At 71.7% G+C, this 19828-nt stretch carries 12 protein-coding genes; 4 read left to right on the forward strand and 8 right to left on the reverse strand.

Annotated features, from left to right (window positions below; translation table 11 throughout):
* Positions 1-13 precede the first annotated feature (13 nt).
* From LIV37_RS13320 to LIV37_RS13345, 6 genes are all read right to left on the reverse strand, one after another.
* Complete coding sequence (locus LIV37_RS13320; protein ID WP_020867641.1) at positions 14-1354, reverse strand: M20/M25/M40 family metallo-hydrolase; 1341 nt, start codon at positions 1352-1354, stop codon at positions 14-16.
* Positions 1347-2180, reverse strand: coding sequence for a M55 family metallopeptidase (locus LIV37_RS13325; RefSeq protein ID WP_020867642.1), 834 nt, complete (start codon positions 2178-2180; stop codon positions 1347-1349). The genes LIV37_RS13320 and LIV37_RS13325 overlap by 8 nt, the downstream gene beginning before the upstream one ends.
* A gap of 106 nt (positions 2181-2286) precedes the next feature.
* Positions 2287-3006, reverse strand: a complete 720-nt coding sequence (locus LIV37_RS13330) for a class I SAM-dependent methyltransferase (protein WP_020867643.1) — start codon at positions 3004-3006, stop codon at positions 2287-2289.
* Complete coding sequence (locus tag LIV37_RS13335) at positions 3003-5513, reverse strand: SpoIIE family protein phosphatase (RefSeq protein ID WP_020867644.1); 2511 nt, start codon at positions 5511-5513, stop codon at positions 3003-3005. Before LIV37_RS13335 ends, LIV37_RS13330 begins: the two co-directional genes overlap by 4 nt.
* 517 nt (positions 5514-6030) lie before the next feature.
* Entirely contained in the window at positions 6031-8385 is a 2355-nt protein-coding gene (locus tag LIV37_RS13340) for an MFS transporter (RefSeq protein WP_373920773.1), read from the reverse strand.
* A gap of 461 nt (positions 8386-8846) precedes the next feature.
* The gene (locus LIV37_RS13345; protein ID WP_020867646.1) at positions 8847-9290 is read right to left on the reverse strand and encodes an SRPBCC family protein; all 444 of its coding nucleotides are present in this window, start codon (positions 9288-9290) and stop codon (positions 8847-8849) included.
* Positions 9291-9449: 159 nt separating this feature from the next.
* Between LIV37_RS13345 and LIV37_RS13350 the strand changes: the two genes are divergently transcribed.
* Positions 9450-10502, forward strand: a complete 1053-nt coding sequence (locus tag LIV37_RS13350; protein ID WP_020867647.1) for an Rv2578c family radical SAM protein — start codon at positions 9450-9452, stop codon at positions 10500-10502.
* Between the two features lie 67 nt (positions 10503-10569).
* Here the strand turns inward: LIV37_RS13350 and LIV37_RS13355 are convergent, their stop codons facing one another.
* A complete protein-coding gene (locus LIV37_RS13355) occupies positions 10570-11250 on the reverse strand; it encodes a HEAT repeat domain-containing protein (protein WP_020867648.1) in 681 nt (226 codons plus the stop codon).
* A gap of 394 nt (positions 11251-11644) precedes the next feature.
* Between LIV37_RS13355 and LIV37_RS13360 the strand changes: the two genes are divergently transcribed.
* Positions 11645-13483 (forward strand): 3-hydroxyacyl-CoA dehydrogenase family protein, encoded by a 1839-nt coding sequence (locus LIV37_RS13360; RefSeq protein WP_020867649.1) that lies wholly within the window; start codon positions 11645-11647, stop codon positions 13481-13483.
* Positions 13484-13598: 115 nt separating this feature from the next.
* On the forward strand, positions 13599-14423 hold the full coding sequence (locus tag LIV37_RS13365) for a TetR family transcriptional regulator (RefSeq protein WP_121825517.1): 825 nt from the start codon (positions 13599-13601) through the stop codon (positions 14421-14423).
* Positions 14424-14739: 316 nt separating this feature from the next.
* On the opposite strand, the gene LIV37_RS13370 is transcribed toward LIV37_RS13365, so the two are convergent.
* Positions 14740-16590, reverse strand: a complete 1851-nt coding sequence (locus tag LIV37_RS13370) for a glycoside hydrolase family 97 protein (protein ID WP_121825516.1) — start codon at positions 16588-16590, stop codon at positions 14740-14742.
* Between the two features lie 149 nt (positions 16591-16739).
* On the opposite strand from LIV37_RS13370, the gene LIV37_RS13375 reads away from it, so the two are divergent.
* Complete coding sequence (locus LIV37_RS13375; protein WP_121825515.1) at positions 16740-19607, forward strand: glycosyl hydrolase family 95 catalytic domain-containing protein; 2868 nt, start codon at positions 16740-16742, stop codon at positions 19605-19607.
* The last annotated feature ends 221 nt before the right edge of the window (positions 19608-19828 follow it).

Raw genomic sequence — 19828 nt, forward strand, 5'->3', positions numbered from 1 at the left:
TGCACCGTGTTCCTCACGCCCTCTGCAGGAAGTGGTCGAGCACGCGGACGCCGAAGTGCAGGGCCTCCACCGGCACCCGCTCGTCCACGGCGTGGTAGAGCGCCTGGTAGTCGAAGCCCTCGGGCAGGCGCAGCGGCGAGAAGCCGTATCCGGCGATGCCGAGCCGGGAGAACTGCTTGGCGTCGGTGCCGCCCGACATGCAGTACGGCACGGCGCGGGCGCCCGGGTCGAAGTGCTCCACGGCGGCGCGCATCGCCCGGTACGTGGGGGTGTCGATCGGCGCCTCCAGCGGGCGCTCCCGGTGGTGGAACTCCCACTCCACATCCGGGCCGGTGAGCCGGTCGAGGGTGTCGTGGAACTCCTCCTCGCCACCGGGCAGCATCCGCCCGTCCACATAGGCGGTCGCGCTGCCCGGGATCACATTGACCTTGTAACCGGCCTCGAGCACCGTGGGGTTGGCGCTGTTGCGCACGGTGGGCTCGATCAGGGCGGCGGCGGGGCCCAGCTTGGCCAGCAGGGCGTCGACGTCGAAGTCCGGGGCGTCCACCTCGGCCGCGACGCCCTGGAGCGCGGCCAGTTCGGTGAGCGCGGACTTCACCGTGGGCGTCAGCCGGACCGGCCAGCTGTGCTCACCGATCCGGGCGACGGCGGCGGCCAGCCGGCTGACCGCGTTGTCCCGGTTGACCTTGGAGCCGTGTCCGGCGCGGCCGTGCGCGGTGAGCTTCAGCCAGGCCGTGCCGCGCTCCCCCGCCGCGATGGGGTAGATCCGCATCCCGGACCCGGCGTGGAAGGTGAAGGCTCCGGACTCGCTGATGCCCTCGGTGCAGCCCTCGAAGAGCTCGGCGTGACGGTCGGCGAGGAAACCGGCGCCCCAGGCGGCGCTGTCCTCCTCGTCGGCGGTGAAGGCCAGCACGATGTCCCGGCGCGGCCGCACCCCCGTCCGCGCCCAGGCCCGGACGACGGCGAGCACCATCGCGTCCATGTCCTTCATGTCGATGGCGCCCCGGCCCCAGACGACCCCGTCGCGCACCTCCCCGGAGAAGGGGTGCACGGTCCAGTCGGCGGGCTCGGCCGGGACCACGTCCAGATGGCCGTGGACCAGCAGCGCGGGCGCGGACGGATCGGTGCCCTCGATCCGGGCGACGACATTGGTGCGCCCCGGCGACCGCTCCAGCAGGGTGGGCTCGATCTCCACATCGCCGAGCATCTCCGCCACATACTCGGCGGCCGGGCGCTCCGAGCAGTCACCGCCGCCGCGGTTGGTGGTGTCGATCCTGATCAGATCGGAGGTGAACCGCACCACCTCCTCCAGCGCCTGGGCGTCGATCGCCCCAGCGCGGTCCGCGTCAGCCATATTGCTCCTCCACCGCGGCCGAGACGACCGTCGTGACGGCCTTGAAGCAGCGGATCCCCTCGTACATGGTCGGTGAGGTGTACGCCACGCGCCGCTCGCCGCTGCGCTCCACGCCTGGCACGACGCTCGCCGCCCCCACCAGATGCTCGGCGTCGAATTCCAGCTCCAGCGTGAACGGCCCGCCGCGGGCGGGCTCATGGCGCACCGCCAGCACCGCCGCCTCCCGGGCCGCCTCCCGGATGTCCGCGGCCGTGCGGGCGGGGGTGCGGCACACCGCCGCATAGCGCGAGACATAGTCCTTGACCGCGACGCACCGGGCGTCGGGCACATAGTCCTTGGCGTCCTCGCAGGTCTTGTCGTCCCCGGTGATCAGCACCACCGGCACCCCGTACTCGGCGACCACCAGTGCGTTGAGCCGGCCTTCGCTCGCCCGCGCGCCGTTCACCCATACGCCGGTGATGGAGTTGGCCAGGTAGGTGTGGGCGAGGACGCCCTCGGTGCCCGCGCCGGTGTGATAGCCGACGAACGCCACCCCGTCCACATCACCGTGCTGCACGCCCTCGACCATGCTCAGGGTCTTGTGCCGCCCGGTGAGCATCTGCGCGCGGTCGTCCAGCTCCTCCAGCAGCAGATTGCGCATGCTCCAATGCGCCTCGTTGATGAGCACCTCGTCCGCACCGCCGTCGAGGAACCCGGCGACGGCCGCGCTCACATCGGAGGTGAACAGACGGCGGCAGCGCTCCCACTGCGGCGTGCCGGGCAGCACATCAGCCGGCCAGGTCACGCCGGTGGCGCCCTCCATGTCGGCGCTGATGAGGATCTTCATGTCTCGTCACGTTACGCGCCGCGCCCGACCCGAACCACCCCTGTGGATAACTGGTCCAGTCCACCGTTCCCGCCTGCGGCGCGCGGGGTCCGCCCGCCACGTCGGACTACGCCCGCGAGACCACGAACCAGCGGGCCGGCAGCTCGACCCGGGAGCCGTCCGGCCACTGCTCCGTTTGGGCCAGCGCCGTCGGCCCGTCGGCCAGGATCTCAAGACCGGCCTCCGCCAGCACCTCCGGAACCTCCTTGTCCGCCGCGTCGGCCGGCCGCAGCCCGTGGTCGAAGACCCGGCGCAGCTTCGGCGGCGGACCGCCCGGGCTCGCCGCCAGCTCCCCCAGCACGGCCTTGGACCGGGCCGTCAGCTCCACCACGAACCCCCGCCCGCGCCGCCCCAGCAGCGTGGCCACCGCCTCCGCGACCGGACGCCGGTCGGCGGCGTCGCTCTGGTGGATGACGGCCCGCATGTACACATTGGCGTCGCCGAGCCGCCGGGCCACGTCCGCCACCGCGGCCGCGTCCGTCAGGCTCAGCCGCCGGTACTCCGCGGCACCCTCCGGGTCGGCGCGCCGTGCGTGCTCCACCGCGGCCCGGGACAGGTCGACGCCCAGCGCCCGTCCGAAACGGGCGGCCAGATAGCGGGTCTGGGTGCCGTTGCCGCAGCCCAGGTCGACGATCGGCAGCGAGGTGTCGGCGTGCGGGGCGAGCAGGTCCAGATGCGGGGCGGCGCTCAGCGAGGGGTCCGCGTCCCAGATGGCGTCCCCCGGGACGTCCGAGGTCTCCCGCCAGTAGCTCTCCCACGCCTGCCGGTAGCGCTCCGAGACGCTCATCGCCGCTCCCCTGGGTGTGTCAACGCCTGCTCGGCCGGATGTGCCAACGCCTGCTCGAACCACACCGTTTTACCGCGCCCCGTGCGGCTCGTCCCCCACTCGCGCGCCAATTTGCTGATCACCCGCAGCCCGCGCCCGCTCTCGTCGTCGCGGTCCGCGCTCAGCAGCGCCGGCAGTTCGTGGTCGTCGTCGGTGACCTCGCACAGCAGGGCGTCGGTGCGCACCAGGCGCAGCCGCACATGGTGGGTGTGGGCGTGCCGTATCGCGTTGGTCACCGCCTCGCTCACCAGGAGCTCGGCGGTCTCCACGGCCTCCGGCAGCCCCCACCGCAGCAGCCGCTCTCGGACGAGCCGGCGCGCCCGCCCGACCTCGCCGGGGTCCAGCGCGAGCCGCCACTGGGCGACGTCCTCGGCCGGTACGCCGTTCAGCCGGGCCATCAGCAGCGCCACGTCGTCCTTACGGCCGCCACGGCCGTCCGTGTCACGGGAGGCGGCGGCCAGCGCCCGGATGATGGTGTCGCAGGCGGCGTCCATGGACGCCGCCGGATGCGCCGCGGACTCGCACAGCGCGGCGATCCCGGCGCCGATGTCCTGGCCCCGCACCTCGACCAGGCCGTCCGTGCACAGCACCAGCCGGTCGCCGGGCGCCACCCGCACCGTCACCGTCTCGAAGGGCACCCCGCCCACGCCGATCGGCGCCCCGGTGGGCAGGTCCAGCAGCTCGCTGCGGCCGTCCCGGGCCCGCACCAGCACGGGCGGGATATGGCCCGCGTTGGAGACCACCAGCTCGGAGGTGACGGGGTCGTAGACGGCGTACAGACAGGTGGCCAGATAGTGCTCACCGAGCCGCTGGGCCAGATCGTCGAGGTTGCGCAGCAGCTGGGCGGGCGGCAGATCGAGCGCGGCCATGGTCTGCACGGCGGTGCGCAACTGCCCCATCATCGCCGCCGAGGTGAGCCCGTGCCCCATGACGTCGCCGACCACCAGCGCGGTGCGCGACCCGGGCAGCTTGATGGTGTCGAACCAGTCTCCGCCGACCCGGCCCAGCCGGGTCCCGGGCAGATAGCGGGTGGCGGTGTCGCAGCCCGCCATGCGCGGCGTCACCTGGGGCAGCATGCTGTCCTGGAGCGTCTCGGCGACGTTCTCCTGGTAGGTGTACATCCGGGCGTTGTCGAGCACGAGCCCGGCGCGGGCGGCCAGTTCGGCGCCGGTCGTACGGTCCATGTCGTCGAACGGCTCCCGCCCCGGGCGCCGCAGCAGCACCATGAAGCCCAGCACCACATCGCGCGCCTTGAGCGGCACGATCAGGATCGACCGGCCGTTGATCAGGGGTCTGAGGTCGCGCTTCTCGAACTGCCCGGCGATCCGGTCGCCCACCTCGGCGCTGATGTGCGGGATCAGCACCGGCTCGCCCGTGACCATGCACTGGAAGAACGGGGTGTGCTCGGGGAACGCGATGCTCTCCCCGACCGGCACGGTGTCGTCCCAGCGGCCCGGTTCGTCGTTGTGCTCGACCCAGACGCGGTGCCAGACGGTGGTGATGTCGGGCGGGCCGTCGGGGAACCCCTCGCCCGCCAGGACCTGGGCGCGCAGATGGGTGCCGGCGAAGTCCGCGAAGCGCGGGACGGCGGCGCTGGTCACCTCGCGGATGGTGCGGGCGAGGTCGAGGGAGGTGCCGATGCGGCCGCTGACCTCGTTGAGGAACTCCAGCCGCTCACGGACCGCCGCGTACTCCAGGTCCACCTCGTCGGGGTCCGGCGAACGCTCGGGGGCGTGCGCCCGATCCAGTGCGCCGTCCGCCGCGATCGCGCTCCGGCGTACGGCCTCCTGGCGCGCCCGGCGCTCGCGGTAGCGGGGCATCCCCCAGTCCGGCGTCACCGGGACGCGCTCGTGGTGGCTGATCTCCAGTACCGGATAGCCCAGTTCCAGTACCTGGGCGACGATCCGGCCGGCCGTGGCCGGGCCCATGTTGGGCAGAATGTCCGGCAGCCGGCCGGCCAGCCGCTCGGCGCCGGGGAACTCGGTGTGCAGCGCGAATCCCGGCCCGATCCGCTCGTCGCGCCCCAGCGCGTCGCCGCCCACCCCCTGGGCGTCCGCCGCCAGCACCAACAGCCGTTCCGGCCCCGGGCCCACCAGCGGATACGCCCACCACAGGACGTCCACCCGGCCATGGCCCGGCTCCGCCATACGGGCCCGCCCGGCGGTGGGGTAGTACACCGCGCCGAGCCGCGAGTCGTCGAGCTCCGGGCCGCCCGCCGCGTCGGTTCGCACCTCGGCGCCGCGTAACGCCCCCGAGACCGGCATCAGGTCGACGGCGGGACGGCCGACGGCCTGTTGCCGCGTGGCTCCGAAGAGCCTGCGCGCCCCCGAACTCCAGTGCGTGACCCGCCCCTCGGCGTCGATGACGACGACCGCGAGCGGCATCCTCCCGTGGACACCCCTGCGCTGCTCCGGCACCACGGGCGGCTCGCCCTGGCCGTCGTCACAGCGCGACGTGCCGTACTCCATAGGCGGAAGACTCCTTCGCACGCAAGATCTGCGACAGCGCTACCCACGGTACGGCTGTTGCGGGCGACCGCGGGAGGCAATACCCGAATAGGTGTCATGTGCGGGTACGTGCGAGGGAGTCGCCTCCGGGGGCACCACGGCGCGCCTCCCGGCGGAGCCGGGCCCTGTCCGGTGGATCTTTCCCCTCCCCGCCCCTTCCCGATACCAGGGGCTCCGACCCTGGACCCCGGGGGCGGAGCCCCACCACGCGGCCGAGCCGCATATCGACGCTGCGGGAAGGGCCGAAGCCCCGCCCCGGAGTCACGGGCGAAGCCCCAGCCCGAGGCCACCGGCGCACCCCCAACCCGAAGTCACAGGCGCACCCCAACCCGAGGCCACCGACGAAGCCCCAGTTTCGGGGTCTGGGGCGGAGCCCCGGCTCGGGGTCTGGGGCGAAGCCACAGTTTCGGGAAGGGGCGGGGAGGGGAACAGCTCGCCGCAGGCGTCACGATCCGCCGGACGACCCGCCGGGCACCGCCTAGTCCTCATAACCCAGTTGGAGATCGCGCTCCGTACGGCCGCCGCCCGCGATCTGGAGGACCGTCGCCACCGGTGGGTAGCCGGCCGCGATGACCGTGTACTCGCCCGCCGACAGGTCGATGAAGCGGAACGCGCCTTCGGGGCCCGTGGTCGCCGTGTCGACCACGTTGCCCGCCGCGTCCAGCAGCGTGACCCGGGCGTCCTCCACCACCCGGCCGCCGGTGGCCCGTACGACCCCGCGCAGGACCGCGCCACCGGCCAGTTCGATGTCCTGCCGGGTCTCGCGGGCGGCCTGGACGGTGACGGGGAGGGCGGCGGGGCGGAACGCGGGGGCGCTGGCGGCGAGGGTGTACTCGCCCGCCACCAACTCGTCCATCACATAGCCCCCTTCGCGACCGCTGCGAGTGGCCGCGACGACCTCGCCGCGCACATCGGTCAGGGTGACGGTCGCCTCCCTTACCGGCGTGCCGTCCGCCGTAAGGACGGCACCGGCGAGCCGGCCCGCGCCGCCGAGCACCACGTCCAGTTCGACCGGCCGGTCCCCGACGGTGACGCTGACCGCCCGGGGCTGGTGGCCGCCGGCCGCCGCGATCAGGACGTACGACCCGGCGCCGGGTGTGCTCAGCGCGTACCGCCCGTCCTCCCCGGTGGCACCGCGCCCGATCTGGCGTCCGCCGACGTCGATGAGGGTCAGGGCCGCCCGTGGGACCGAGGTGCCGTCGTGGTGCTGGACCGTGCCGCAGACCGGGACGCCCGCGGTGGGCGGCGGTGTGGTGGGCGAGGAGGCCACGGCGTGCCGGGGCCGGGCGCCCGTGCGCGCGGCCGGCACCACGGGGTCGTGCAGATCTTGCGGGTCTTGCTGGACGGCATAGTCGGTGTGGGACACCAGAGGTTTCTCCTTCAGGAGGAAGGCGAGCAGGAAGCCCAGGACGAGCACCGGCACGAGATAGAGGAAGATCCGCGGTATGGCGTGGGCGTACGCCGCGATGTAGCCGTCACGCAGGGCGCCCGGCATGGCGTGCACCATCTGCGGGGTGACCGAGTCGGGGTCGGGCAGACCGGTTCCGTCGCCGCCGCTCCCGTACGCCGCCCCGGAGGGCAGGTCGACCTGGAGGCGGTCGGTGAGCCGGTTGGCGAAGAGCGTGCCGAAGACGGCCGCGCCGACGCTGCCGCCGATCTGCCGGAAGTAGTTGTTGGCGCTGGTGGCCGAGCCGAGGTCGGCCGCGGGCACGGAGTTCTGCACGGCGAGGATGAGTACCGGCAGGACGAGCCCGAGGCCGAGCCCGAGGACACCCATCCACAGGCTGTAGTCCTGGCGGGAGGTGCCCTCCTCCAGCCGGGAGAGCAGCCACATGCCGGCGATGGAGATCAGCCCGCCGACGACGGGGAAGACCTTGTAGCGGCCGGTGGTGCTGATGAGGTGTCCGGAGACGATTGAGGCCAGCACCATGCCGCCCATCATGGGCACCATCAGCAGCCCCGACTCGGTGGCCGAGACGCCGTCGACCATCTGGAGGAAGGTCGGCAGATAGCTGGCGGCGCCGAAGAGGGCGACGCCGATGACGGCGCCGATCAGCCCGCTGACGCAGAAGACCGAGTCGCGGAACAGCCGCATGGGGATGATGGGTTCGGGGACGACGCACTCCACGACGACGAAGAGGATCGCCGAACCCGCCGCCCCCAGGGCGAGCCCGAGGATGACGCGGGAGCCCCACGCGTACTCCGTGCCGCCCCAACTCGTCAGCAGCACCGCGCAGGTGGAGAACAGGGACAGGAACAGCGCGCCCAGGTAGTCGAAGCGGGCCCGCCGCGGCGGCTCCGGCACCTTGAGGACGGCGGCCACGACGGCGAGGGTGAGCAGCCCGAAGGGGACGTTGACGTAGAAGCACCAGCGCCAGGAGGCATGGTCGGTGAAGAACCCGCCGAGCAGCGGCCCGGCCACCGAGGCGAGACCGAACGCGGCGCCGATGAGCCCCATATAGCGGCCACGTTCCCGCGGGGGAACAATATCGGCCATGATCGCTTGGACACCGATCATCAGACCGCCGGCGCCCACGCCCTGCACCGCCCGGAAGGCGATCAGCTCCTCCATCGTGCGTGACCAGCCCGCGAGCCCGGATCCGGCGATGAAGACGACGATCGCGAAGACGAAGACGCTCTTACGGCCGATGAGATCGCCCAGCTTGCCGTAGAGCGGTAGGACGACGGTGACCGCGAGGAGGTAGGAGGTGACGGTCCAGGACATCTTGCCCAGGCCGTGGAGTTCGCCGACCACCTCGGGGAGTGCGGTGGCGACGATGGTCTGGTCGAGCGCCGCGAGCAGCAGCGCGAGCATCAGCCCGAAGAAGACCATCCGCACCCGGGCCGGGCTGAGCGGGGCGGGCGCCGGGGCGGCGCCGTCCGCCGGGCGCGGCGCCGCTCCCGCCCCGGCGCCGCCGGCTTCGGTTCCGTCGTCGGTGGCGTGGGCGGGAGGGCCCGCCGGTTCGTATCCGCCGTGCTCGTGGCTCTCTCGCCGCTTCGGCACGGTGGCGCCGGTGGTCCCGGTGGTGCCGCCCACGTCCTTCTCCCCTCGTCACGTCTGCGCCGCCCATTTCTCGCATCACGCGCAACGGGGGGCAAACAGCGACGAATCGCCGACGAGGGGCCGCGGACGGCATTCGCCCCGGTGAGAGTGTGTACGGGGGTATGCGGGACTGCGGAGAAAACCACCCGAACCGGTGAGTGTGACGTTCGGTCCGGGAGACGGGGCCGGGGACGGGAGGGGCCAGGGACGGGATCAGGACGCCATGGGCGCCATAAGTGGCGCCATAGGCGCTATTCGGCCGTCTCGGTGGCGAGCTTGGCCAGCAGTTCGTCGTAGATCCGGGCCAGCCCCTTGGGGGCGAAGGTCCGCTCGAAGAAGCCGCCGATACCGGTCGCGCCGATCCAGGTCGAGGTGACGACGACCCGCGACTTCCCCTCACCCGCCGGGGTGACGGTCCAGGTGGTGACCATCGAGGAGTTGCGGTCCTTCTCGACCAGCCGGCCGTCGGACGGCTCGGAGACCTCCAGCAGACAGTCGCGCACCCGCTTGCTGGTGGCCTGGAGCTTCCAGTGCACGACGGTGCCCTCGCCGTCGCCGCCCTCGCGCACCTCGTACTCGCTGAACTGCTGCGGGAGGAGCCGGGGGCGGGTGTCGCGGTAGTCGGCGATTGCGTCGAACACATCCTCGGGCTTACCCGTGACGATCCGCTCCGTGGTGGCCTCGACCTGCCCCATCGCATTTCCTTCCGCCCTCGACGTGGCGCCTTCAGCCCATGACGCCCTGACAGGCGCAAGCCAACCACCTCAGGGGCACCGGCCCAAATCCGGGGTTGACTAAAACCAATCAAACATGTGTTCTATTGTGGTAACGAGCGAGACCCGGAGGTGCCTTCGATGCGCTGGGACAACCTGACCCGAGACGACACGGCGGCCACCCCGGCCCTCTTCGCCGCGGACGCGGTCACCACCCGTACCTTCGACACCCCGGAGTTCCGCGGGATCACCTTCCACGAGATCCGGGCGCGCTCGATCATCAACCGGGTGCCCGGGGCCTCCCGGATGCCGTTCGAGTGGACGGTGAACCCGTACCGCGGCTGCTCCCACGCCTGCGTCTACTGCTTCGCGCGCAAGACCCACAGCTATCTCGACCTGGACACCGGGATCGGCTTCGACTCCCAGATCGTGGTGAAGACCAACGCGCCGGACCTGCTCCGCCGCGAGCTGGCCTCCCGCCGCTGGACCGGTGAGCACATCGCCATGGGCACCAACGTGGACTGCTACCAGCGCGCCGAGGGCCGCTACCGGCTCATGCCCGGCATCCTTACGGCGCTCACGGAGCGCGCCAACCCCTTCTCGATCCTCACCAAGGGCACCCTGATCCTGCGCGATCTGGAGCTGCTGCGGCGGGCGTCACACGTCACCGACATAGGCGTCTCGGTCTCGGTCGGCTTCACCGACGGCGAGCTGTGGCGCACCGTCGAACCGGGCACGCCCTCGCCCGAGCGGCGCCTGGACGCCGTAAGGGCGCTGTCCTCCCACGGGATCCCGTGCGGTGTGCTGATGGCCCCGGTGATCCCCTTCCTCAGTGACTCCCCCGAGCAACTGCGGGCCACCGTAAGGGCGATAGCCGAGGCCGGTGCCAGCTCCGTGACGCCTCTGGTGCTCCATCTGCGCCCGGGCGCCCGTGAGTGGTTCACCGCCTGGCTCACCCACCACCACCCCCGGCTGCTGCGGCGGTACGACGCGCTGTACGAGGGCGGGTCCTACGCCCCGAAGTGGTACCAGCGGCGGATCACCGGGATGGTGCACGACTTCGCCACCGAGTACGGCATCGGCCCGTACGCGTCGGGCGCCCACCGCAATGTGTCCGGGAAGCCGGGCGCCCGGACCGAAGAGGAGCCGGACGCCCGGGCCGACTCACCACCGGCCCAGCTGTCACTGCTCTGACGTCGCCGCCCTCTGACGTCACCGCTCTGACGTCACCGCTCTGAAAACCCGCCGCCCCCGCTTCCCCTCACGGCACCCGCGCCTCACCCACCTTCTCCGCCCCGCCGCCCTGGCCCGCCGGCTCCGGCGCGCCCCCGCCCGTGACGGCGCCCTCCCCGGTGATCCGGGCCAGCGCGGCGGCGGCCGCCGCGCTGAGGCGTATGTGCTGGGCGGCGGCGGTCAGGGCGGGGATGGCGCGCTCGTCGCCGATCGCGCCCAGGCCCTCCACGCAGGCGCGGGCGATCGCCCAGTGCCGGTCGCGGGCCGCCAACTGCCGTTCCAGGGCGGCCACCAGGGCCGGTACGGACTCGGGGGCTCGCAGCTCCACCAGCAGCCGGATGGGGTGCAGGGAGTACGCGGTGCGCAGCGGGTTCGTGGCCAGGGCGGCGGCGGCCCGCGCGGTGCGCGGATCGCCGAGCCGGGCCAGCACCCGGGCGGCGGTCGCACAGCGGGCCGGCTCGCGGTAGTTGAGCAGGAGGACAAGGGTTTCGAAGGCCCGGCGGTCCTTGGCGCTGCCGAGCACGAAGGCTGCCGTCTCCCGGGCCCACAGCGGCTGCTCCGGCGCGACGAGGATGCGGGCCAGCTGTTCACGCGCGGCGGGGGTGCCCTGGCGCACGAGCGCGAGCAGCGAGGCATGGGCCGCGGTTTCCTGGGGGGTTGAGAGCGAGGCCCGTACCCGCTCCGTCAGCGTCCGGAATTCATCGTCCATACGAGGTCTCCCCTCCCCGGTGGGCCGTGTTCCGGCACGGCCTCACTTTGAGCTCTGGCATCTTGGTTACCCGCGAGTTAATATGGCGACACGAGCAGCACCCCTGCTCCGGCGGCCTGGTGACGCAGCCGCCTTGTGTGACGTCGGTTCGGCAGTTCCAGAACAGCAGTTGAGGCATGGCCCCGGGACAGGGCCGGCCGCGTGTCTCCCACGGGCAGTTTCCTCCGTGCGGCGCTGTCCGTAAGGGAGCGTGCAAGCCCTTCCATCGGGGATTTGTGTCAGCCGCGTCAGCCCCCCGCGCATGCGTGGCGTGAACGGCAGCAGTGGCATGGCACGAGCTCCCCTCAGTCGTCACTTCATCCCCGCATCCGGGGAACACCCTCTGGAGTCCGCGATGGACCGTCTCCCACACACCGGCGTCAGCACTACGTCCCCCTCTGATCTCTCCCCCTCCCGGGCCCCGCTCACTACTGTCGCCGTCGTCGGGCTCGGCACGATGGGCACCGGCATCGCCGAGATCCTGGCCCGGGCGGGCCGCGAAGTGATCGGTGTCGACATCAACGAAAGCGCCTGCCGCCGGGCCGTCACCGCGCTCGAAGTCGCCACCGCCCGCGCCGTGCACCGCGAGCGGATCAGCGAACGGGAGCGGGCCGGGATCCTCGACCGCTTCCGCATCTCCACCGATCTGCGCGCCGCCGCCGGCGCGGAGCTGGTGATCGAGGTGGTGCCGGAGGACTACGACACCAAGCACGAGGTCTTCGCCGAGCTGGACACCGTGGTCAGCCCCACCGCGATCCTCGCGACCGGCACCAACGCGCTGTCGGTGACCCGGCTGGCCGCCGAGTCCGCCCATCCGGAGCGGGTCCTGGGCCTGCACTTCTTCAATCCGGCGCCCGCGATGAAGCTCGTCGAGATCGTCTCCAGCGTGCTGACCGCCCCGGCGGCCGTCGAGGCGGTCACCGCGCTCGCCCTCGATCTGGGCAAGGAGCCGGTGGCGCTCGGCGACCGGCCCGGGTTCGTCGCCGACGGACTGCTGTTCGGCTACCTCAACCAGGCCGCCGCGATGTACGAGGCGAAGTACGCGGCGCGGGAGGACATCGACGCCGCCATGAAGCTCGGCTGCGGGCTGCCGATGGGTCCGCTGACGCTGCTCGACCTGATCGGCGTCGACACCGCCCGCACCGTCCTGGAGGCCATGTACGCCGCCTCAGGCGACCGGCTGCACGCGCCCGCGCCCATCCTGGGGCAGCTCGCCCAGGCCGGTCTCACCGGCCGTAAGGCGGGCCGCGGCTTCTACACGTACGAGGCGCCGGGCAGCGGCACCATCGTCCCCGACGCCGCGACGGCCGAGGTGGGGCACTCCACGGAAGGGGCGCGCCCCGTGCGCGCCGTCGGCGTCGCCGGCTCGGGCACGATGGCCTCCGGGATCGCCGAGGTCTTCGCAAAGGCGGGCCTGGAAGTGGTGCTGGCCGGACGGACCCTGGACAAGGCCGCGGCGGCCAAGGCCCGCATAGGGAAATCCCTGAAAAGGTCAGTGTCCAAGGGGCGGATGACCGAGCAGGCCCGGGAGCAGGCGCTGGCGCGGATCACCCCGGCCGACGCGCTCGACGCGTTCGCCGACGTGGACCTGGCCGTGGAGGCGGTGGCCGAGGACCTGGTGGTCAAGCAGGAGCTGTTCCGGGTGCTGGACAAGGTCTGCAAACCGGGCGCGGTGCTGGCCACGACCACCTCCTCGCTGCCGGTCGTCGCCTGCGCGCGGGCGACCTCGCGCCCGCAGGACGTGGTGGGCCTGCACTTCTTCAACCCGGCGCCCGCGATGAAGCTGGTCGAGGTGGTGCACACCGTGCTGACCGCGGACGATGTGCGCGCGACCGCGCACGCCGTGTGCGCGGCGGTGCGCAAACACCCGGTGGACTGCGGCGACCGGGCAGGATTCATCGTGAACGCCCTGCTGTTCCCGTACCTCAACAACGCCGTGAAGATGGTCCAGGAGCACTACGCCACCCCGGACGCCATCGACGCCGCGATGAAACTGGGCGGCGGCTATCCGATGGGCCCCTTCGAACTGCTCGACGTCGTGGGGCTCGACGTGTCGCTGGCCATCGAGCAGGTGCTGCACCGGGAGTTCCGCGAGCCGGGCCTGGCGCCGGCGCCGCTGCTGGAGCATCTGGTGGCCGCCGGATGCCTCGGCCGCAAGACCGGGCGCGGCTTCCGCGAGTATGCCAAAGCCTGAGTACGCCTCCGAGTGGGGCGGACCGTCTGACTCCGGTACCCGGTGGGGCGGGCTGCTGGAGCCATCAGTCGGTCTGCCCCCGCACCGGCACTCACAAGCGTGTTACGTTCCCCACATGTCCCAGCCCGTGAAGGCCACGCGTACGGAGCGTACGAAGCGAACCCCCTCATCCGGTGGCGGTGAGAGCGCGGGAAGCCGCCGCGCCGCGGCTCAGCGTCTGTCCATGCGCCGCAAACTCGCGGCCGCGGCGATGGAGTTGTTCGCGACGCAGGGGTACGAGGCGACGACCGTCGACGAGATCGCGGCCAGGGCGGGGGTGGCCCGGCGCACCTTCTTCCGGCACTTCCGCTCCAAGGAAGAGGCGATCTTCCCGGACCACGACGACACGCTGGTGCGGGCGGCGGCGGTGCTGGACGCGGCGCCTCCGCATGAGAACCCCCTGGACACCGTGTGCCGCGGGATCAAAGAGGTCATGCGGATGTACGCGGCCTCACCGGGCGTCTCCGTGGAGCGCTACCGGCTGACCCGTGAGGTACCGGCGCTGCGGGAGCGGGAGATCGCCTCGGTGGCCCGCTACGAGCGGCTGTTCACCCGCTATCTGCTGGGCCACTTCGACGAGGGCGCCCACCACGACGGCGACGACGATCCGCTGCTGGCCGAGGTCGCCGCGTCGGCCGTGGTCACGGCCCACAACCATGTGCTGCGGCGCTGGCTGCGGGCGGGCGGCCAAGGCGATGTGGAGTCCCAGCTGGACCACGCGTTCGCGATCGTCCGCGAAACGTTCGGGAGCGGTATCGGGGGGCGCCCCGCCGTGGCCGGCGGGCGCCCCGCGGCGGCGGTCTCGGCGAAGGAGGAGGACGAGGTGATGGTGATGGTGGCGCGGACGGACGCGCCGCTGACGGAGGTCATGCGAACGATCAAGGAAGCGCTGCAGCGGTAGCGCTGCGGTTTGCCGGGTCCGCCGGTTTTGGTCTCGCCCCCGGGCTTGGTGAACCCCGTCCCGGGCTGGGGCTGCCCGCCCATGCGGATGGTTCGGCACCGCCGGACTGCGCCATCGGGCATCCCGCCGTCGCGGCGGAGACGAGGGGCGGCATCCGCCCCCGCAGGCAGGCCCCGTGCGCCGTCGCGGTCGGCAGGGGAGGCGGGATCTGGCCTCCCGGCAGGTAGGTCCCGAGGGGGGCGGGGTCCGCCCCCCACAGGCGGGCCCCGCCCTGGCCGCGCCGGGCCCCCCCGGGGGGCGGCACGGCGCGGGCGCCTTAGCCGGTCTTCGTCAGCTTTGCCGCGTAGCCGCCGTTCTTCGGGACGTCCACCTTGAGCCGTGAGGCCGCCGTGACCTCCTGGGTCTCGGTGACGACCTTTCCGTCCGGGCCGTCCTTCCACACCTCGATCCGCCAGCCGCCCTTGCCGAGGAAGCTCAGCGGTTCGTCCAGCGTGCGCGCTGCGCCCGAGGTGATCGCGCCCAGGTACCAGGTGTCGCCGGAGCGGCGGGCCAGGACGGCGCGGTCGCCGGGGTCGCCGTCGACCAGCTTTGTCTCGTCCCACACCGTGGGCACCTGGTTCAGGAACTTCAGCTCCAGCGGCCTGCTCTCGTAGGACTCGACGCTGTCGGCGAAGTGCTGCACCCCGGACTCGTAGACGACGGAGAGCGCGAGTTCGGCCGCGTCACTCGTGGGCCGGACGCCGGTGAAGGTCACCGGCGTGAAGTCCATGGGCCCGATGAGGTTCCGGGTGAAGGGCAGGGTCGTGTAGTGCGCCGCCGGGAAGGGCTGGCGGCCCGGCTTGGGGCGGGTGCCCTCGGCACCCTTGACCGCCTCGGTGCTCATCAGCTGCGGCCAGGTCCGCTCCTGGCCGCGCGGGATCGTGGCGCCGTGGAAGTTCAGCATCAGCTTGTGCCGGGCGCTGTCCTTGAAGACCGCGTCGTACCAGCGCATCCGGTCCTGGCCGTCCGACTCCAGGAAGTCGATCTTCAGCCCGGCGACTCCCCAGGACTTCCACAGCGGGAACAGCCGGTCCCGCTCGCTCTGCGCGTCGATGGTCTGCCAGCGGGCCCACAGCCAGACGCCGACGCCCTTCTCCTTGGCGTACGCGGTCAGCTCGGGCACCCAGGAGTCGCTCCAGCCGGAGTCCACCAGGATGTACTCCCAGCCCTCGCGCGCCGCGAAGTCCACGAACTTCTTCTGGGCGTCCAGGCTGGTCGGGCTCTGCCCGTCCGACCACCAGGACCAGGCCGCCTTGCCCGGTTTGATCCATGAGGTGTCGGCGACCTTGGAGGGGGCGGCCAGATCGGTCGGCAGATCGCTCTCGGTGACGGTGGCGAGGTCTCCGATGACCATGGTCCGCCAGGGGGTGGTCAGCCCGGGGCCGCTGACCTCGGCGGGGTCGGGGAGGGTGAGCTTGAAGCGGTCGGTGGCTGAGTCGAGGGTGAGCCGGGAGCCGCCGTAGGAGCTGTTGAGGTCCGCCTCCTCGATCAGCATCCAGCTGGAGCCGATGTGGAAGAGCGACGGATAGCCGTAGTCGCCCGCCTCGGCGTCGGCCACCGTGCCGTGGTCATGGGCGGACTCGTAGTCCTGGCGGCCGTTGTCGTACGGCAGGAGGAAGGAGTCGGCGGACGGCGGGACGGCGTACTCGGTGCTCTCGCCGAGCACGGTGACCGTCCCCTTGTCCGGCAGCACATAGCGGTAGGCCAGCCCGTCGGCGGAGACCCGGATGACGACCTTCAGCGTCCGCCCGTCCTTGCGGAAGGTGAAGGTGGACTCGGCGGCGTCGGAGGTGTGGTGGGTGCGGCGACCGGTGGTGGTCGGGTAGGTCTCGTGGACCTTGCGGTCGCTGCGCCCCGCGAACCGCAAGCCCTTGCTGAAATCGGTCTCGGCGGTGCGGATGCCCAGGCTCGACGGCCGCAGCACGGTGGTGGAGCCATGGCGCGCGGCCAGTGTCAGCGCGCCCTCGTTGTTCAGCTTGAGCTCGCCGCTGACCTGCCCCTTTCCGGTCAGCCGCCAGTCCTGCGCACGACCGTCCGATGCCGCCGCCGCCCGGAGCGGCACCAGCACGGCGGCCGCGCAGGCGAGGGCGGCCACGGCTCTGGTGACCTTTGATCGTGCCGTTCGCATCGTTCCTCCTCGTTCACCGCATCCTCGACACGGCGCTCGATACATCAGAGCAATCGGGTGCCTTGACGCATCATCAGCCCGTTTCTACGCTCCCGTCTAGCCAAATCATCGGAGCAATCTGATCGCTTCGGGGACGGGAGAAGATCGGGATGCCAGTCAGCAGACGTGGATTCCTGGGCCGGGTGGCGGCGGGCGCGGCCGCGAGCACGGCCGTCGGTGCGGCCCTCCCCGAGCAGGAGGCGGCCGCACAGCCACAGCATTCGGTGACCCTGCGGGGCATGCGCACCGACCAGGAGTGGGAACGCTTTCTCAGCGGTCAGGATCTGCTCTGGAAGCGCTTGCCGAGAACGTGGTACGAGGGGCCGTTCCTCGGCAATGGCCTGCTCGGCTCGATGATCTACCAGGAGCCCGGGGAGAACGCGCTGCGCTTCACGGTCCACCACAGCGAGGTGCAGGACCACCGGCCCACCGAGGGCGGCAGCGACTGGGGCGTGGCACGGCTCCCGGTGGGCAATCTGCTGCTGCGCCCGGTCGGCGCCATCACCGGGGTCGACCTGCGGCTGGATCTGTGGAACGCCGAGCTGCGCGGCACGGTCACCACGGACAAGGGGAAGCTGAAGCTCCGTGCGCTGGTGCACAACGACCGCACCATGCTGCTGGCCACCGTCGAGGCGAGCGCCGGCGAGGAGGGGTTCCGCTGGGAGTTCAAGCCCTCACCGGCGGTCAGCCCGCGCATCGTCCGCGAGGATCCGCCGAAGGGCTTCGAGCCCAACCCGGCCCCGGTCAGCCGCACCGAGGACGGGCTGGGCGTCACCGTCCAGTCGCTGGTGGCGGGCGGGCAGACGGTGAGCGCGTACAAGCAGCGCGGCAGCGGCCGGGAGCGCACGTACTACCTGGCCGTGGCGCACTCCTTTCCGGGTACGGACGCGGAGGGCCGGGCGCGGACCACCGTGCGCAAGGCGTCCGCGCTGCCGGTCTCCAGCCTGCGGCGCACCCACTACGAGTGGTGGCACCGCTTCTACCGCAAGAGCTTCATCTCGGTGCCCGACGGGATGCTCCAGAGCTTCTACTGGATCCAGCTCTACAAGCTGGCCTGCGCCGCCCGTGAGCACGCCCCCGTCATGGCCACCACCGGCCCGTGGGTGGAGCCGACCCCGTGGCCCGGGGTGTGGTGGAACCTCAACGTCCAGCTGGAGTACTGGCCGGTGCACGGCTCCAACCACCTTGAGCTGGACGCGATTCCGCGCACCCTCGCCGAGAACACCGATGTGCTCATCGGCGGCCTCAAGCCCGAGTACCGTGCCGACTCGGCAGGGCTGCGCCGCTCCACGGACGCGCAGTGCGAGGACAACGGCACGGTGCCGGTGCCGGGTGTCGGGGACTCCCCCGAGGTGGGCAATCTGCCCTGGGCGCTGCACAACGTCTGGCTGAGCTACCGGCACACCATGGACCGGGGCCTGCTGGAGGATGTGCTCTATCCGCTGCTGCGCCGCTCCACCAACTACTACCTCCACTTCCTCACCCAGCAGCCGGACGGCAGGCTGCATCTGCCGAAGACCTTCTCCCCCGAATACGGCGCGGCCCCGGACTGCAACTACGACCTGGCGCTGCTGCGCTGGTCCTGCCAGACCCTGCTGACCACGGTCGAGCTGCTGGACAAGGACGATCCGCTGGTGCCCAAGTGGCGCGAGGTGCTGGAGAAGCTGGTCGACTATCCGGTGGACGAGAACGGCTTCATGGTCGGCACCGGCGTCCCCTTCGCCAAGTCCCACCGCCACTACTCCCATATGCTCTCGGTCTACCCGCTCTACCTGGTCAACTGGGACCAGAAGGAGCACCGGGACCTGATCGCCCGCTCGCTGGAGCACTGGATCAGCTTCGAGGGCGCGCTGCGCGGCTACAGCTTCTCGGGCGCGGCCTCGATCTCCACGCAGATGGGGCGCGGCGATGACGCGCTGAAGTATCTGCGGGAGCTGGTGGCGCGGTTCATCCAGCCCAATACCCACTACTACGAGGCGGGTCCGGTGATCGAGACCCCGCTGTCGGGCGCACAGGCGATCCACGACATGCTCTGCCAGAGCTGGGGCGGGACCATCCGCTTCTTCCCCGGGGTGCCGGGCGAGTGGCAGGACGTCACGCTGCACGACTTCCGTACCCAGGGCGCGTTCCTGGTCAGCGGGGTGCGTACGGGCGGGACGACGCGCTGGGTGCGGGTGCGCAGCCTGGCCGGGGAGCCCTGCCGCGTCCGCCACTCGATCGGCGGCCGGGTCGCGGTCGCCGGAGTGGGCGGCCCCGCGCCGAAGTGGCGTGACCTGGGGAACGGTGAGGTCGAGCTGGAGCTGGGCCGGGAGGACGAGGCCGTGATCCACCCGGCCGGCGCCCGGCCGGACTTCCTGATCGCCCCGGTGAAGGTCACGACACCGGCCGAGCCCTGGGGCCTGCCGGAGCTGCCGGAGGCGGGCGCGATCACCCAGGTCGATCTGACCGGGCACTTCGACAACGACGCCATCACCACCGAGATGTACTACGGGGACGGCGACTTCGACGGTACGGGCCGCACCTATCCGATGGCGCAGCTGCCGCAGACCGGGCAGACCGAGGACGACGGGGTCACCTTCGCGTTCGCCAACGGCAGCGAGGGCTCCAACAACAATGTCATCGCCGCAGGTCAGAAGGTCACGGTCGCGGCGGGCGGCTATACAAAGCTGCATGTGCTGGGCGCGGGCGACACCGGGAACGTGTCCGTCCCCGCCGAAGCCGCGTACGCCGACGGCTCCACGGGCAAGCTGACCATCCAGCTGACGGCCTGGATGTCGGGTCCGGCGTACGGGGAGACGGAGGCGGTGCGGACGAGTCAGATCCACACCCGCACCGGCCCGTTGGGCACCAAGGCCGCGATCTTCCACCAGGTGGTGGAGCTGGACCCGGGCAAGGAGCTGTCGGCGATCACCCTGGGCGCCCCCTCGGGCACCGCACGGGCGCACATCTTCGCCCTCTCGCTGGAGAAGGACGACTGACGAGTCCCGCAGCACGGGATCCACACCGCGACGGCCGCCCCGCTTGGGGCGGCCGTTGTTGCTCATGTGTGCACTGGAGATGACAACTGAGGGAAATTGTTGGCACCCAGTGTCTTGCGAGGTGGCACAGAGTGCCATACGGTGATGATGTCCGGGCGGCCGGCGCACTGCCAACCATCGTGCGTCGGCTGTCCCCGCAAACCGCCTTGCGCGCCCGGACA

This window comes from Streptomyces rapamycinicus NRRL 5491, assembly GCF_024298965.1.
In the GTDB taxonomy this organism is placed as follows: domain Bacteria; phylum Actinomycetota; class Actinomycetes; order Streptomycetales; family Streptomycetaceae; genus Streptomyces; species Streptomyces rapamycinicus.

Excerpts from the sequence above, each read along its gene's own strand:
- LIV37_RS13320 (WP_020867641.1), bottom strand. The coding sequence starts at position 1,354 with ATGGCTGACGCGGACCGCGCTGGGGCGATCGACGCCCAGGCGCTGGAG.
- LIV37_RS13325 (WP_020867642.1), bottom strand. The coding sequence starts at position 2,180 with ATGAAGATCCTCATCAGCGCCGACATGGAGGGCGCCACCGGCGTGACC.
- LIV37_RS13330 (WP_020867643.1), bottom strand. The coding sequence starts at position 3,006 with ATGAGCGTCTCGGAGCGCTACCGGCAGGCGTGGGAGAGCTACTGGCGG.
- LIV37_RS13335 (WP_020867644.1), bottom strand. The coding sequence starts at position 5,513 with ATGGAGTACGGCACGTCGCGCTGTGACGACGGCCAGGGCGAGCCGCCC.
- LIV37_RS13340 (WP_373920773.1), bottom strand. The coding sequence starts at position 8,385 with ATGGTCTTCTTCGGGCTGATGCTCGCGCTGCTGCTCGCGGCGCTCGAC.
- LIV37_RS13345 (WP_020867646.1), bottom strand. The coding sequence starts at position 9,290 with ATGGGGCAGGTCGAGGCCACCACGGAGCGGATCGTCACGGGTAAGCCC.
- LIV37_RS13350 (WP_020867647.1), top strand. The coding sequence starts at position 9,450 with ATGCGCTGGGACAACCTGACCCGAGACGACACGGCGGCCACCCCGGCC.
- LIV37_RS13355 (WP_020867648.1), bottom strand. The coding sequence starts at position 11,250 with ATGGACGATGAATTCCGGACGCTGACGGAGCGGGTACGGGCCTCGCTC.
- LIV37_RS13360 (WP_020867649.1), top strand. The coding sequence starts at position 11,645 with ATGGACCGTCTCCCACACACCGGCGTCAGCACTACGTCCCCCTCTGAT.
- LIV37_RS13365 (WP_121825517.1), top strand. The coding sequence starts at position 13,599 with ATGTCCCAGCCCGTGAAGGCCACGCGTACGGAGCGTACGAAGCGAACC.
- LIV37_RS13370 (WP_121825516.1), bottom strand. The coding sequence starts at position 16,590 with ATGCGAACGGCACGATCAAAGGTCACCAGAGCCGTGGCCGCCCTCGCC.
- LIV37_RS13375 (WP_121825515.1), top strand. The coding sequence starts at position 16,740 with ATGCCAGTCAGCAGACGTGGATTCCTGGGCCGGGTGGCGGCGGGCGCG.